We start from the raw sequence: 12,999 nt of genomic DNA, 5'->3' as shown, positions 1-12,999 counted from the left end.
CCTGATCAGGTTGTATGGGTTTGCGGCAGAAGGCTTTGGTTTATCAGCTAAACTTCGCTTTTTCGCCGATTTTGCCGGCCAGTCCTTCATTAAAACGATTCCTTTGAGGTGCCGTTGGTGCCTCGACAAAATGTTGCGCGTGAACAAGCTGGGTGAAACACAGTCTGTTCTGCATCGAATATTTATTTGCCGGGGCGCCCCTGTGGCGCGTCGCTACCGTGAGATAGCCGTCCTCCATGTTTGGTTCCAACGACGACAAGAAGACCCCAGCTGCGGCTGGCGAGAAGAAAAGCCTGTTCGGATGGCTGCGCAAGAAACCGCAGGAACCCGTCATCGAACAGCCGACTGCCATTCCTGAGCCAGCCCCCGCGCCTGCTCCCGTAATAGAAGAAGCGCCGGCACCGGTTGTGCTGCCGATCGCCGAGCCGGTGTTGCAACCTGTGGCCGAGGCCGAGCCTGAAGCGCCGGCTGCCGCCGAATTGCCGCTGACCCCGGCCAGTGAGCCGTGGCTGACCTTGCCGGTGGCGGAAGAGCCGGTGGCGCTGGTGGAAGAGGCCGCGCCGCACGTTACGCCGCCGATTCCTGCGCCGGTTGCGTTTACGCCGGAACCTGCTCAGGCGCCAGTGGTGGAAGCCGCTCCTGTCATTCCAGAACCTGTGGTTGCTGCCCCGGTTGCCCCGATTGTTGAAACGCCCGAGCCTGCACCTGCACCTGCACCTGCACCTGCACCTGCACCTGCACCTGCACCTGCACCAGTCGCCGTAGCGCCAGTCGCTCTTGTGGAAACCCCGGTCGAGGCCCCGCGCACCGAGGAAACCAAGGCCGGCTTCTTCGCCCGCCTCAAGCAAGGCCTGTCCAAGACCAGCGCCAGTATTGGCGAAGGCATGGCCAGCCTGTTCCTCGGCAAGAAAGCCATTGATGACGATCTTCTCGACGATCTCGAAACCCGCCTGCTGACGGCCGACGTCGGCGTCGAGGCGACTTCGGTGATCATCCAGCGTCTGACCCAGAAGGTCGCACGTAAAGAGCTGGCCGATTCCGACGCCTTGTACAAATCCCTGCAGGCCGAGCTGGCCGCAATGCTCAAGCCGGTCGAACAGCCACTGAAAATCGCTTCCCAGAACAAGCCGTTCGTGATTCTGGTGGTCGGCGTCAACGGCGCGGGCAAAACCACCACCATCGGCAAGTTGGCGAAGAAGCTGCAGCTGGAAGGCAAGAAAGTCATGCTGGCCGCCGGTGACACTTTCCGTGCCGCAGCTGTCGAGCAATTGCAGGTCTGGGGCGAGCGCAACAAGATTCCGGTGATCGCCCAGCACACGGGCGCGGACTCGGCTTCGGTGATCTTCGACGCCGTGCAGGCCGCCAAGGCCCGTGGCATCGATGTGCTGATCGCCGACACCGCTGGTCGTCTGCACACCAAAGACAACCTGATGGAAGAACTGAAGAAGGTTCGCCGGGTGATCGGCAAGCTCGACGCCGATGCGCCGCACGAAGTGCTGCTGGTGCTCGACGCCGGCACCGGTCAGAACGCCATCAACCAGGCCAAGCAATTCAACCAGACCGTCGAACTGACCGGCCTGGCGCTGACCAAGCTCGACGGCACCGCCAAGGGCGGGGTGATTTTCGCCCTGGCCAAGCAATTCGGCCTGCCGATCCGCTACATCGGCGTCGGTGAAGGCATCGACGATCTGCGTACCTTTGAAGCCGAACCCTTTGTCCAGGCATTGTTCGCCGAGCGGGAGCGTTCATGATTCGTTTCGAACAGGTCGGTAAGCGCTACCCGAACGGTCACGTCGGCTTGCATGAGCTGAGCTTTCGAGTCCGTCGCGGCGAGTTCCTGTTTGTCACCGGCCACTCCGGTGCCGGTAAATCCACATTGTTGCGCCTGTTGTTGGCGATGGAGCGTCCGACCAGCGGCAAACTGCTGCTGGCCGGACAGGACCTGAGCACCATCAGCAATGCGCAGATTCCGTTCCTGCGCCGACAGATCGGTGTGGTGTTCCAGAACCATCAACTGTTGTTTGATCGCACGGTGTTCAACAACGTCGCGCTGCCGTTGCAGATTCTCGGGCTGTCCAAGGTTGAAATCGCCAAGCGCGTCGATTCGGCGCTGGAGCGTGTGGCGCTGTCGGACAAGGCCGAACTGTATCCGGGCGACCTCTCCACCGGTCAGCAACAGCGCGTCGGCATTGCCCGCGCCATCGTTCACCGTCCGGCTTTGCTGCTGGCGGACGAACCGACCGGTAACCTCGACCCGCGTCTGGCGGCCGAGATCATGGGCGTGTTCGAAGACATCAACCGTCTGGGCACCAGCGTGCTGATCGCCAGTCACGACCTGGCGCTGATCGCGCGCATGCGCCATCGCATGCTGACTCTGCAACGCGGCCGATTGATCGGCGACGGGGAGGCCGGCGTATGAGTGCAACACGTAGTCCGAAGGTTTCCGAGCGCGTGGCCCCGAAGGCAGCCGATCCGCAACCGCCAAAGAAGAAAAAGCACGACGATGACGACGGCCCGGATTTCGCCACATTGTTCCGTGCCTGGATCGAAAGCCATCGCGCCAGCTGGATCGACAGCCTGCGCCGTCTCGGCAAGCAGCCGATCGGCAGCTTCTTCACCTGCATGGTGATGGCGGTTGCCCTGAGCCTGCCGATGGGGCTTTCGCTGTTGCTGAGCAACGTCGAGCGCCTGGGCGGCTCGTGGCAGCGCGCGGCGCAGATTTCGCTGTACCTGGAGCTCGAGGCCAGTCCGTCTCAGGGCGAAGCGTTGCGCGACCAGATCAAAGGCATGCCCGGCGTAGCTGATGCTGAATATGTCGGCCGCGACCAGGCGCTGGAAGAATTCCAGCAGCAGTCGGGACTGGGCGAAGCCCTGCGCGAGCTGCCGGAAAACCCGCTGCCGGGCGTGGTGCTGGTGACGCCGAACGAGGTCGACAAGTCGACCCTGGAAGCATTAAGACAAAAACTTTCCGAGCTGCCGAAGGTACAACAGGCGCAACTTGATCTAGTCTGGGTCGAGCGTCTGGCTGCCATCCTCAAGCTCGGCGACCGTTTTGTGTTCGGTCTGACGGTGTTGCTGGTTTCCGCATTGCTTTTGGTGATAGGCAATACCATTCGTCTTCATATTGAAAACCGCCGCACCGAGATAGAAGTGATTAAACTCGTCGGCGGCACCGACAGCTATGTGCGTCGTCCTTTCCTTTATATGGGCGCGCTGTATGGCTTCGGTGCGGGGCTGCTGTCTTGGGGTGTATTGGCGTTCGGCCTGGACTGGCTGAATGACGCGGTGGTCGGGCTGGCCGGCTTGTACGGCAGTGACTTCGCACTGGCCGGCGTGCCAGTTGCCGACGGTCTGTCGCTCTTGCTTGGCGCGGTGCTGTTGGGTTATATCGGTGCATGGATTGCAGTCGCACGTCATCTCAGGGAGTTGGCGCCGAAGTAGAATCTTTTTTGCGCGTGATTGACCTTTCAGTGGTTAAGGAAACTTTCATTTGAGTTTCCGGTCAATTTTTCGCAATGCTGAAAAGCATGAGTATGTAAGTCGGAGGTTTTTCCGTATGTCCAATTCTTTGCAACCTGCGTATGCATTGGTTCCAGGCGCAAACCTGGAAGCCTACGTGCACACCGTCAACAGCATTCCATTGCTGACGCCGGAGCAGGAGCGTGAACTGGCCGAGAGTCTCTACTATGAGCAGGATCTGGGGGCGGCTCGGCAGATGGTGCTCGCCCACCTGCGGTTTGTCGTACACATCGCCCGTAGCTATTCCGGCTACGGTCTGGCTCAGGCTGACCTGATCCAGGAAGGTAACGTCGGCCTGATGAAGGCCGTTAAGCGTTTCAACCCGGAAATGGGCGTGCGTCTGGTGTCCTTCGCGGTGCACTGGATCAAGGCCGAGATTCACGAGTTCATCCTGCGCAACTGGCGGATCGTGAAAGTCGCGACCACCAAGGCCCAGCGCAAGCTGTTCTTCAACCTGCGCAGCCAGAAGAAGCGTCTGGCCTGGCTGAACAACGAGGAAGTCCACCGTGTGGCGGAAAGCCTCGGCGTCGAGCCGCGTGAAGTGCGTGAGATGGAAAGTCGCCTGACCGGCCATGACATGGCCTTCGACCCGGCTGCCGAAGCCGACGACGACAGTGCTTTCCAGTCGCCGGCCAACTACCTGGAAGACCACCGGTACGACCCGGCGCGTCAACTGGAAGATGCCGACTGGAGCGACAACTCCAATCACAATCTGCACGAAGCGCTGGAAGTGCTGGACGAACGCAGCCGCGACATTCTCTACCAGCGCTGGCTGGCAGAAGAGAAAGCCACGCTGCACGATCTGGCGCAGAAGTACAACGTGTCGGCCGAGCGGATCCGTCAGCTCGAGAAGAGCGCGATGAACAAGCTCAAGTTGTCGATTGCCGCATAACCGGTAGTCTGGCAATAAAAAACGCCCCGATCAGTGATGATCGGGGCGTTTTCGTGTGCGCTTCAGAAACTCATTGGGCCCAGGGTGCCCGACGTGACTCATCGAGTGTCAGCAGATAGCTGTCGCCACCCAGCTGGCTCATCTGCTGGCGAATCCATCCGGCGCGGCGCGACACGTAAGCAGTCGGATGACTGGCGCTCCACACCCGAGGATTCGGCAGTACGGCCGCCAGATAACTCGCCTGCTGCCGGGACAATGACTTGGCACCTACGCCGAAGTGATGCCGTGCCGCCGCTTCGGCGCCGAACACGCCGTCATCCCACTCGACGCTGTTCAGGTACACCTCGAGAATCCGCTGCTTGGGCCAGAACACTTCGATCAACGCGGTGAACCAGGCTTCCAGGCCTTTGCGCAGATAACTGCGGCCTGACCACAGGAACAGGTTCTTCGACACTTGCTGGCTCAACGTGCTGGCGCCGCGAATCGAGCCACCGAGTTCGTTGTGGGCCAGTGCAGCTTTGATTGCACTCAGGTCAAAACCCCAGTGCTCGGGGAATTTCTGGTCTTCGCCGGCAATCACCGCGACCTTCAGGTCATCGGAGATCTCGTCCCACGGCTTCCAGGTGCGTTGCAGATCGATCGGCTCGCCGTCGACCCAGGATTCGATCTTTCGCTCGACCATCAACGCCGTGCCCGGCGGCGGCACGAAGCGAAACACCAACACCAGCAATACACTGCCGCCCGCGAACCAGAGCAGGGCCTTCGTGAAACGACGGAGAAATAAACGCAGCATAGAGATGGCTTGGCCGAACCGGTTGAGCGGGCCATTATACAGACCCTGCCGATCGAGTCTGAGTGGAGTTCTACATGCTGCGTAGCTTTCTGATGCTGGCTGCCTTCTTTGGTTTCACGGGTGTCGGCCTTGGCGCATTCGCCGCCCATGGCCTGAAAAACCGCCTGACCCCGGATTACCTGGCGATCTTCCACACTGGCGTCACGTATCAGTTGGTACACGCATTGGCGCTGTTCGGCGTGGCGCTGCTGGCCACGCAGCTTCAGGGGCGTCTGGTCGCCTGGGCCGGCATCTCGTTCACCGTCGGTATCCTGCTGTTCTCCGGCAGCCTGTACCTGTTGACCACCCTCGGCATCGGCAAGCTCGGCATCATCACCCCATTCGGTGGCCTGGCATTCCTGATCGGCTGGCTGTGCCTCGGACTCGCCGCCTGGCGCCTGCAGCCAACCGCTTGACGCTTGGTGCTGACCTTTAGGTCATGATCGGGCTAGAATGCCACCCCCTAAAAAGTGATGGCGGCGTTGCGCATGCGCATTCAGTTGAACGGTGAATCCTTTGAACTGCCCGACGGTGAAACCGTTGCGGCCCTGCTGACCCGTCTGGATCTGACCGGACGCCGCGTCGCGGTCGAACTCAATCTGGATATCGTCCCGCGCAGCCAGCACGCCGACACCACGCTGAACGACGGCGACAATGTCGAAGTCGTGCACGCGATAGGCGGCGGCTAGTCGCCAGGCCTGCATGGGTCGACAATTCTGCAAGACCCTCACCCCAACAGAGGATTCCCCATGAGCATCGTTCGTAGCGACAAGCCTTTCGTTCTGGCCGGTCGTACTTACCAGTCGCGTTTGCTGGTCGGTACCGGCAAATACCGTGACATGGAAGAAACCCGCCTGGCCATCGAAGCCTCGGGTGCCGAGATCGTCACCTTCGCCGTGCGCCGCACCAACCTGGGCCAGATCGAAGGCGAGCCGAACCTGCTCGAAGTGCTGTCGCCGGATCGCTACACCTTCCTGCCGAACACCGCAGGCTGCTACGACGCGGTGGAAGCCGTGCGCACCTGCCGCCTGGCCCGTGAACTGCTCGATGGCCACAACCTGGTGAAGCTGGAAGTGCTGGCCGACCAGAAAACCCTGTTCCCCAACGTGATCGAAACCCTCAAGGCCGCCGAAGTGCTGGTCAAGGAAGGTTTCGACGTGATGGTCTACACCAGTGATGACCCGATCATCGCCCGGCAACTGGCGGAAATCGGCTGCATCGCGGTGATGCCGCTGGCCGGTCTGATCGGTTCGGGCCTGGGGATCTGCAATCCGTACAACCTGCAGATCATCCTCGAAGAAGCCAAGATCCCGGTGCTGGTGGATGCCGGTGTCGGCACTGCTTCCGACGCCACCATCTCGATGGAGCTGGGCTGTGACGCCGTGCTGATGAACTCGGCCATCGCCCATGCCCAGCAGCCGATCATGATGGCTGAAGCCATGAAACACGCGATCGTCGCGGGCCGCCTGGCCTACCTCGCCGGACGCATGCCGAAAAAACTCTATGCCAGCGCCTCTTCGCCGCTGGATGGTCTGATCAAGTAAGAGCTATTGATGACTGAATCGAACGACACGCCAATCCAGACGGAAGAAGGCGACGAGCGCCAACACCGCCGCATCAAGAGTTTTGTGATGCGTGCCGGGCGCATGACCGAAGGCCAGCAGCGCGGCCTGGATCAGGGCGCGCCGAAGTTCGTCCTGCCGCTGGCTGATGCGCCGGTGGATTACGACCAGGTGTTCGGCCGTTCCGCGCCGCGTTCGCTGGAGATCGGCTTCGGCATGGGCCACTCGCTGCTGGAAATGGCCGCCGCTGCGCCGGAACAGGATTTCATCGGTGTCGAAGTTCACCGTCCGGGTGTCGGCGCGCTGCTCAACGGCGTGCTGACCCAGGGCCTGACCAACCTGCGGGTCTACGATTGCGACGCGATCGAGGTGCTCAACCGTTGCATCGCCGACAACAGCCTCGATCGCCTGATGCTGTTTTTCCCGGACCCATGGCACAAGAGCCGTCACCACAAGCGTCGCATCGTTCAGGCGTCCTTCGCTGAGCTGGTGCGCAGCAAGCTGAAGGTTGGCGGCATTCTGCACATGGCCACCGACTGGGAGCCGTACGCCGAATACATGCTGGAAGTGATGAACGTCGCCCCGGGCTATCGCAACCTCGCCGAAGACGGCAAGTGCGTGCCGCGCCCGGCCGAACGCCCGATCACCAAGTTCGAACGCCGCGGCGAGCGTCTTGGGCATGGCGTGTGGGATCTGAAGTTCGAAAAGCTCGCTTAAGCATCACGCAATAAAAACTGTGGGAGCGAGCTTGCTCGCGATGAGGCCGTCACATTCAACATTTATGTCGTCTGTTACACCGCCATCGCGAGCAAGCTCGCTCCCACAGTTGTTTTGTGTGTGCTGAAGATCAGCGGCGGTCGGCGACCACGCCGATCAAAACGAGCACCACCAACAGCACCGGCGCCAGACTGTAGTTGTTGAACTGGCTCAGCCCCTTCACCACCCAGGGTGTGGCGTAAATCAGCGCCGCGCCGCTGCCGATCATGCACAGCAGGGCCATCAGCGGGACGCGCAGGGCGCCGGCGATGCTGCCCAGCCGTTGCTCGACCCAGCCCTTGAAGTCGGCGCCAAACAGCACCAGCAGACAGCCCACCAGCGCCAGAGCGATTTCTGAGAGGTTGCTGCGGCTCCAGCGGGACACGGTGGCGAGCAGGTCGAGTATCAAATCCATGCGGTTTCCTTAAGAGCGGTCAGCTCAGAAATTTCTGCAGCAAGTCATTGAGGAACAGCTGTCCGCGCTCGGTGGCCGCCAGACGTGACGGTTCGACCTGCAACAGACCGCTTTGTTCGGCCTCGCGCCGGTGTTCGTCGAGACTCTCCAGCGGCAGTCCGGTGCGTTCCGGGTATAGGCGCGATTCGACGCCGGCGGTCAGGCGCAGGGCGTTCATCAGGAACTCGAACGGCATCTCGTCGTTGGTGAGGGCTTTCTCGCCGGCCTGGAAGCTTTTGGCCGGGTTGAGGTAGTCCTTCGGCAGGCGCGTCTTCCAGGTGCGGACGATGCGCCCGTCCGGGTGACTGAGCTTGCCGTGGGCGCCGGCGCCGATACCGATGAAGTCGCCGAAGCTCCAGTAATTCAGGTTGTGCCGCGCCGGGCGACCCGGTTGCGCATAGGCCGAAACTTCATATTGCGCGTAACCGTGCTCGGCCAGCAGCGCCTGTCCGGCCTCTTGAATGTCCCACAGCGTGTCGTCTTCCGGCAGCACCGGCGGCTGGTTCCAGAACACGGTGTTCGGCTCCAGCGTCAGCTGATACCAGGAGATATGCGTCGGCTTCAGTTCGATCGCCTGGCGCAGATCGCTCAGGGCATCGTCCAGCGACTGGTCCGGCAAGCCGTGCATCAGGTCGAGGTTGAAGTTATCGAACCCGGCCTGACGCGCCATGCCGGCGGCGCGTACCGCTTCGTCGCCGTTGTGGATACGGCCGAGGGCCTTGAGTTTTTCCTGCTGGAAGCTCTGGATGCCGATCGACAGGCGATTGATCCCCAGTTTGCGGTAGGCGACGAACTTCTCTTGTTCGAAGGTTCCGGGGTTGGCTTCCAGGGTGATCTCGATGTCATCGGCAAACGGAATGCGCTGTTTCACGCCTTCCAGCAAGCGACCGAGTGCTTCAGCGCTGAACAGGCTCGGTGTGCCGCCGCCGAAGAAGATCGAACTCAACTCACGGCCATACACTGCGTGCAGATCCTGATCGAGGTCAGCCAGCAACGCATCGACGTATTCCTGCTCCGGCAGCACCGGGCTGGCGGTGTGGGAGTTGAAGTCGCAATAGGGGCATTTGCGCACACACCACGGGATGTGGATGTACAGCGCCAGGGGCGGCAGCGTCGGCAACGGCGTCCGAGGCGAGGAGGCGGCGCCACCGACGATCAGTGGCGACGCGGAAGAGTCACCGGTCATTTCAAGCCCAGACGCTGGCGCAGCAGATCCATTGCGCGGGCGCGGTGGCTGATCTGGTTCTTGTCGCTCGGGCTCAGCTCGGCGCTGGACAGGTTACGCTCCGGCACCCAGAACAGCGGGTCGTAGCCGAAACCGTGCTCACCGCTGGCAGCGGTCAGGATGCGCCCGTGCCAAAGGCCTTCGCAGAGGATTGGCAGCGGGTCGTCGGCGTGACGCACCAGCGCCAGCACGCAGACGAACTGTGCGCCGCGTTCGGCTTCAGGCACGTCCTTCAAGGCGTCGAGCAGCTTGGCATTGTTCGCCGCGTCGCCCTTGCCGTCGGCATAACGCGCCGAATAGATGCCCGGCGCACCGCCGAGGAAATCCACTGCCAGGCCCGAATCGTCGGCCAGCGCCGGCAGCCCGGAGATGCGCGCGGCATTGCGGGCCTTGAGGATCGCGTTCTCGACGAAAGACAGGCCGGTTTCTTCCGGCTCCACGCTGCTGAATTCGCCGATCGAGCGCAATTGCACCGAATCGCCGAGCATGGCCTGGAGTTCCTTGAGTTTGCCGGCGTTGTGGCTGGCCAGTACGAGTTGCTTGAGATTGATCATTGGCCAGGGAAAAGCTCTTGGTTGAAATTGATGGTGTTGATCTTGTCGCCCGTCTGCACCTTGATTTCAAAGGTGCGGGTTTCCTGCTGTTCCACCGGGTACTGGGCGATGTAATAGATCGCGCCCTGTTCGGTGATCTGGCGGAAGGTCAGCGGCACGCTCTGGCTGGTCAGATCTTTCACCGTACCGGTGACGTTGGCGATCAACGGCTTGCCGTCCTTGATCACCGAGACATTGATCACGCCCTGGTTCTTGCTGCGGACCAGTTCGGCAGCCTTGGCGATGTCCGGCGTCAGGTAGGTGGAATTGAAGGTGTTGTAATGCACGGTGACATCACCGAACACTTCCTTGCGCTCGCCCTTGATGGCATCGGCGGCAACGGCCGACAGGCTCAGGCAGGCGGCCAATAGCGCGGTAATCAAGCGTCCCATGTTCGTTCTCCTCGCAATGTCGTGGTTCAGACCGCGATTTTGTGATCCGCAAGCCCCGGGCTGCTGACGCGGTAGATACCGATCTCACCTAACAGATTAGGCCATAGCTTACTGGCCCACCCGTGGCGGTGCTGTTGATCCACGGCAAGCCGATCAATGACCTTCGCCTCACGTTCGCGACAAAGTTCTTCAAAGTCTTCGAAGGTGCAGAAGTGGATGTTCGGCGTGTTGTACCAGGTGTACGGCAGGAACTCGGACACTGGCATCCGGCCCTTGCTCGCCAGATACCAGCGGCAGCGCCAGTGGCCGAAGTTGGGGAACGTGATGATGCACTGGCGGCCGACCCGCAGCATTTCGTCGAGGATCTTGTCCGGGTAATGCACGGCTTGCAGGGCCTGGGTCATCACCACCACGTCGAAGCTGTTGCTGGCGAAGTTGCCCAGGCCTTTGTCCAGGTCCTGCTCGATGACGTTGATGCCTTTGGCCACGCACTCGGCGATGTTGTCCGGGTCGTTTTCCAGGCCGTAGCCGGTGACCTGCTTGTGGTCGCGCAGCCAGGTCAGCAACTCGCCATCACCGCAACCAAGGTCGAGCACGCGGCTGCCGGCGGGGATCCATTCCTGGATGATTTCCAGATCAGCTCTCATGGCTTTCTCACAACGTAATGCGGTTCATGTAATTGCCGAACGCCTGCAAATAACGCGGGATCGGAATCAGGAAGGCGTCGTGGCCCTGTGGCGCGTCGATTTCCAGGTAGCTGACGTCCTTGCGCGCCGCCATCAGCGCGTCCACCAGTTCCCGCGAGCGGGCCGGGGAGAAACGCCAGTCGGTGGTGAACGACATCACGCAGAACTTGGCTTTCGCACCTTCGAAGGTTTTCGCCAGGTTATCGTTGAAATTCGCCGCAGGATCGAAGTAGTCCAGCGCCTTGGTCATCAACAGATAGGTGTTGGCATCGAAGCGCCCGGAGAACTCTTCGCCCTGATAGCGCAGATAGCTTTCGACCTGGAACTCGACGCTGTGAAAGTCGTAGTTGAGCTTTTCACTCTTCAGGCCGCGACCGAATTTCTCGCCCATGGAGTCGTCGGACAGGTAGGTGATGTGCCCGACCATCCGCGCCAGCATCAAGCCGCGCTTGGGGATCACGCCCTGTTCCTGGAACGAACCGCCGTGGAATTCCGGGTCGGTGAGGATCGCCTGGCGCGCCACTTCGTTGAAAGCGATGTTCTGCGCCGACAGCTTGGGGGCCGAGGCGATGGCCAGGCAATGGCGCACGCGATCCGGGTAAGTGATGGTCCATTGCAGCGCCTGCATGCCGCCGAGGCTGCCACCGATCACCGCGGCCCACTGGCCGATGCCGAGCAGGTCGGCCAGGCGTGCCTGGCTGTGCACCCAGTCTTCTACAGTCAGCACCGGGAAGTCGGCGCCGAACGGCTTGCCGGTTTCCGGGTTGAGGCTGCTCGGGCCGGTGGAACCATTGCAACCGCCGAGGTTGTTCAGGCTGACCACGAAGAACTTGTTGGTGTCGATCGGTTTGCCGGGGCCGATGCAGCTGTCCCACCAACCGGGCTTGCGGTCTTCGACGCTGTGGTAGCCGGCGGCGTGGTGGTGGCCGGACAGGGCGTGACAGATCAGCACGGCGTTGCTCGCTTGCGCGTTCAGCGTGCCGTAGGTTTCGTAGATCAGGTCATAATCGGCCAGCGAACGGCCGCAGGCCAGGGCCAGCGGTTCGCTGAAGTGCGCCGTTTGCGGCGTCACCAGACCAACAGAATCGGGGGGAAAGGCAGCTGGCATCGACCCTGCTCTCGTTGAAATGAGGCGTAAGTCTAAAGACCGGTGGGGTTAGCGGCAAGCAACTACCTGCGCTCGTTCCCACGCTCTGCTTGGGATCGATCAGGGAAAAACCAAACCCGGCAAATCCGGCAACTTCTTTGGCGAGCAAATCTTCACCCGCTTCTGCCGGTTCAACTCGCCGCTGAGCAAACTGACCTGACTCCTGGAAACCCCAAAGGCCTTGGCCAGAAAGCCCATCAGATACGCATTGGCCTTGCCCTCGACCGGCGGCGCGGTCAGGCGGATCTTCAGGCGATCACCGTGCAGCCCGCAAAAGTCATCGCTGCGGGCGGCCGGCTGCAGGTGACATTCCAGAATCAGATCGTCACCGTCCCAACGAAACCAGCTCACATCAGCAGGCGCAGGATTTCCGGCATCATCGTCATCGCCGCAAGGTTGTTGATCACCAGCATGTCGATCAGCTTCAGCACGAGGAAAGCGAAGATCGGCGACAGGTCCAGGCCACCAAGGTTCGGAACGATGCGACGGAACGGCGCCAGGGCCGGTTCACAGATCTGGTTCACCAGCTCGGCGCCCGGATTGTGGCTGCCCGGTGCGACCCAGGACAGGATGATGCTGATGATCATGGCCCAGAAGAATATCTTCAGGAACAGCGCCGTCACGCCGATCAGCGACCAGATCAACAGTTGCAGCGGGTTACCGGTGGTGCCGTAAGTCAGCAGCAGGGTCAGCGCCATCAGTACCAGTTGCACGAGGATCGCCAGTACCAGCGACGACATGTCCAGGCCGAACAGGCTCGGGATGATCCGGCGCAGCGGCTTGAGCAACGGCTGGGTAGCCTTGACCACGAACTGGCACAGCGGGTTGTAGAAGTTCGCCCGCACCAGTTGCAGGACGAAGCGCAGCAGCACGATCAGCAGGTACAGGCTGCCGAGGGTTTGCAGCACGTAAACCGCTGCGGTGTTCAATCCGATCATGTA

General features: G+C 61.3%; 18 protein-coding genes. 8 read left to right on the top strand and 10 right to left on the bottom strand.

Translation table 11 applies throughout. From position 1 onward, the window contains the following. Positions 1-43: 43 nt before the first annotated feature. A complete protein-coding gene (locus CAF79_RS29130) occupies positions 44-238 on the bottom strand; it encodes a hypothetical protein (RefSeq protein ID WP_080511029.1) in 195 nt (64 codons plus the stop codon). On the opposite strand from CAF79_RS29130, the gene ftsY reads away from it, so the two are divergent. The 4 genes from ftsY (at position 237) to rpoH (ending at position 4,411) form a co-directional block, all read left to right on the top strand. Continuing rightward, a complete protein-coding gene (gene ftsY / locus CAF79_RS11515; RefSeq protein WP_085697860.1) occupies positions 237-1,751 on the top strand; it encodes a signal recognition particle-docking protein FtsY in 1,515 nt (504 codons plus the stop codon). The two genes, CAF79_RS29130 and ftsY, sit on opposite strands and share 2 nt — an antisense overlap. Next, positions 1,748-2,419: a cell division ATP-binding protein FtsE gene (gene ftsE / locus CAF79_RS11510; protein WP_007953396.1), complete on the top strand. Its 672-nt coding sequence runs from the start codon at positions 1,748-1,750 to the stop codon at positions 2,417-2,419. The genes ftsY and ftsE overlap by 4 nt, the downstream gene beginning before the upstream one ends. Then, positions 2,416-3,441 carry a permease-like cell division protein FtsX gene (gene ftsX, locus CAF79_RS11505; RefSeq protein ID WP_085697859.1) on the top strand — a complete coding sequence of 342 codons (1,026 nt, stop codon included), beginning with the start codon at positions 2,416-2,418 and terminating at the stop codon, positions 3,439-3,441. Before ftsE ends, ftsX begins: the two co-directional genes overlap by 4 nt. Before the next feature lie 115 nt (positions 3,442-3,556). After that, on the top strand, positions 3,557-4,411 hold the full coding sequence (rpoH, locus tag CAF79_RS11500; protein ID WP_007953393.1) for an RNA polymerase sigma factor RpoH: 855 nt from the start codon (positions 3,557-3,559) through the stop codon (positions 4,409-4,411). A gap of 70 nt (positions 4,412-4,481) precedes the next feature. Here the strand turns inward: rpoH and mtgA are convergent, their stop codons facing one another. Further along, positions 4,482-5,204, bottom strand: coding sequence for a monofunctional biosynthetic peptidoglycan transglycosylase (gene mtgA, locus CAF79_RS11495; RefSeq protein ID WP_085697858.1), 723 nt, complete (start codon positions 5,202-5,204; stop codon positions 4,482-4,484). Between the two features lie 74 nt (positions 5,205-5,278). Between mtgA and CAF79_RS11490 the strand changes: the two genes are divergently transcribed. From CAF79_RS11490 to trmB, 4 genes are all read left to right on the top strand, one after another. Continuing rightward, a complete protein-coding gene (locus tag CAF79_RS11490; RefSeq protein ID WP_085697857.1) occupies positions 5,279-5,659 on the top strand; it encodes a DUF423 domain-containing protein in 381 nt (126 codons plus the stop codon). A gap of 72 nt (positions 5,660-5,731) precedes the next feature. Further along, on the top strand, positions 5,732-5,932 hold the full coding sequence (thiS, locus tag CAF79_RS11485) for a sulfur carrier protein ThiS (RefSeq protein WP_007953386.1): 201 nt from the start codon (positions 5,732-5,734) through the stop codon (positions 5,930-5,932). 60 nt (positions 5,933-5,992) lie between these two features. After that, positions 5,993-6,787 (top strand): thiazole synthase, encoded by a 795-nt coding sequence (locus CAF79_RS11480; protein WP_007953385.1) that lies wholly within the window; start codon positions 5,993-5,995, stop codon positions 6,785-6,787. A 9-nt stretch (positions 6,788-6,796) separates the two neighbouring features. After that, positions 6,797-7,522, top strand: coding sequence for a tRNA (guanosine(46)-N7)-methyltransferase TrmB (trmB, locus tag CAF79_RS11475; protein ID WP_085646976.1), 726 nt, complete (start codon positions 6,797-6,799; stop codon positions 7,520-7,522). A gap of 130 nt (positions 7,523-7,652) precedes the next feature. Here trmB and CAF79_RS11470 read toward each other — a convergent pair whose 3' ends face one another. The 8 genes from CAF79_RS11470 to CAF79_RS11435 form a co-directional block, all read right to left on the bottom strand. Beyond that, positions 7,653-7,976: a DUF3392 domain-containing protein gene (locus CAF79_RS11470; protein ID WP_011336381.1), complete on the bottom strand. Its 324-nt coding sequence runs from the start codon at positions 7,974-7,976 to the stop codon at positions 7,653-7,655. Positions 7,977-7,995: 19 nt separating this feature from the next. Beyond that, a complete protein-coding gene (gene hemW, locus CAF79_RS11465) occupies positions 7,996-9,201 on the bottom strand; it encodes a radical SAM family heme chaperone HemW (RefSeq protein ID WP_085697856.1) in 1,206 nt (401 codons plus the stop codon). Continuing rightward, on the bottom strand, positions 9,198-9,794 hold the full coding sequence (gene rdgB, locus CAF79_RS11460) for an RdgB/HAM1 family non-canonical purine NTP pyrophosphatase (RefSeq protein WP_085697855.1): 597 nt from the start codon (positions 9,792-9,794) through the stop codon (positions 9,198-9,200). Before rdgB ends, hemW begins: the two co-directional genes overlap by 4 nt. Further along, a complete protein-coding gene (locus CAF79_RS11455) occupies positions 9,791-10,225 on the bottom strand; it encodes a DUF4426 domain-containing protein (RefSeq protein ID WP_085697854.1) in 435 nt (144 codons plus the stop codon). The genes rdgB and CAF79_RS11455 overlap by 4 nt, the downstream gene beginning before the upstream one ends. Before the next feature lie 26 nt (positions 10,226-10,251). Further along, positions 10,252-10,872: a methionine biosynthesis protein MetW gene (gene metW, locus CAF79_RS11450; protein WP_085697853.1), complete on the bottom strand. Its 621-nt coding sequence runs from the start codon at positions 10,870-10,872 to the stop codon at positions 10,252-10,254. A 7-nt stretch (positions 10,873-10,879) separates the two neighbouring features. After that, positions 10,880-12,019, bottom strand: coding sequence for a homoserine O-acetyltransferase (locus CAF79_RS11445; RefSeq protein ID WP_085697852.1), 1,140 nt, complete (start codon positions 12,017-12,019; stop codon positions 10,880-10,882). Between the two features lie 99 nt (positions 12,020-12,118). Continuing rightward, positions 12,119-12,409 carry a DUF167 domain-containing protein gene (locus CAF79_RS11440; RefSeq protein ID WP_085689609.1) on the bottom strand — a complete coding sequence of 97 codons (291 nt, stop codon included), beginning with the start codon at positions 12,407-12,409 and terminating at the stop codon, positions 12,119-12,121. Next, positions 12,406-12,996, bottom strand: coding sequence for a YggT family protein (locus CAF79_RS11435; protein ID WP_085689611.1), 591 nt, complete (start codon positions 12,994-12,996; stop codon positions 12,406-12,408). Before CAF79_RS11435 ends, CAF79_RS11440 begins: the two co-directional genes overlap by 4 nt. Positions 12,997-12,999 lie beyond the last annotated feature (3 nt).

This window comes from Pseudomonas sp. B26(2017), from assembly GCF_002113045.1.
Classification (GTDB): Bacteria; Pseudomonadota; Gammaproteobacteria; order Pseudomonadales; family Pseudomonadaceae; genus Aquipseudomonas.
Note: the sequence above shows the minus strand (reverse complement) of the source record. Positions and strands in the feature narration are given on the sequence as shown.

Excerpts from the sequence above, each read along its gene's own strand:
- ftsY (WP_085697860.1), top strand. The coding sequence starts at position 237 with ATGTTTGGTTCCAACGACGACAAGAAGACCCCAGCTGCGGCTGGCGAG.
- CAF79_RS29130 (WP_080511029.1), bottom strand. The coding sequence starts at position 238 with ATGGAGGACGGCTATCTCACGGTAGCGACGCGCCACAGGGGCGCCCCG.
- ftsE (WP_007953396.1), top strand. The coding sequence starts at position 1,748 with ATGATTCGTTTCGAACAGGTCGGTAAGCGCTACCCGAACGGTCACGTC.
- ftsX (WP_085697859.1), top strand. The coding sequence starts at position 2,416 with ATGAGTGCAACACGTAGTCCGAAGGTTTCCGAGCGCGTGGCCCCGAAG.
- rpoH (WP_007953393.1), top strand. The coding sequence starts at position 3,557 with ATGTCCAATTCTTTGCAACCTGCGTATGCATTGGTTCCAGGCGCAAAC.
- mtgA (WP_085697858.1), bottom strand. The coding sequence starts at position 5,204 with ATGCTGCGTTTATTTCTCCGTCGTTTCACGAAGGCCCTGCTCTGGTTC.
- CAF79_RS11490 (WP_085697857.1), top strand. The coding sequence starts at position 5,279 with ATGCTGCGTAGCTTTCTGATGCTGGCTGCCTTCTTTGGTTTCACGGGT.
- thiS (WP_007953386.1), top strand. The coding sequence starts at position 5,732 with ATGCGCATTCAGTTGAACGGTGAATCCTTTGAACTGCCCGACGGTGAA.
- CAF79_RS11480 (WP_007953385.1), top strand. The coding sequence starts at position 5,993 with ATGAGCATCGTTCGTAGCGACAAGCCTTTCGTTCTGGCCGGTCGTACT.
- trmB (WP_085646976.1), top strand. The coding sequence starts at position 6,797 with ATGACTGAATCGAACGACACGCCAATCCAGACGGAAGAAGGCGACGAG.
- CAF79_RS11470 (WP_011336381.1), bottom strand. The coding sequence starts at position 7,976 with ATGGATTTGATACTCGACCTGCTCGCCACCGTGTCCCGCTGGAGCCGC.
- hemW (WP_085697856.1), bottom strand. The coding sequence starts at position 9,201 with ATGACCGGTGACTCTTCCGCGTCGCCACTGATCGTCGGTGGCGCCGCC.
- rdgB (WP_085697855.1), bottom strand. The coding sequence starts at position 9,794 with ATGATCAATCTCAAGCAACTCGTACTGGCCAGCCACAACGCCGGCAAA.
- CAF79_RS11455 (WP_085697854.1), bottom strand. The coding sequence starts at position 10,225 with ATGGGACGCTTGATTACCGCGCTATTGGCCGCCTGCCTGAGCCTGTCG.
- metW (WP_085697853.1), bottom strand. The coding sequence starts at position 10,872 with ATGAGAGCTGATCTGGAAATCATCCAGGAATGGATCCCCGCCGGCAGC.
- CAF79_RS11445 (WP_085697852.1), bottom strand. The coding sequence starts at position 12,019 with ATGCCAGCTGCCTTTCCCCCCGATTCTGTTGGTCTGGTGACGCCGCAA.
- CAF79_RS11435 (WP_085689611.1), bottom strand. The coding sequence starts at position 12,996 with ATGATCGGATTGAACACCGCAGCGGTTTACGTGCTGCAAACCCTCGGC.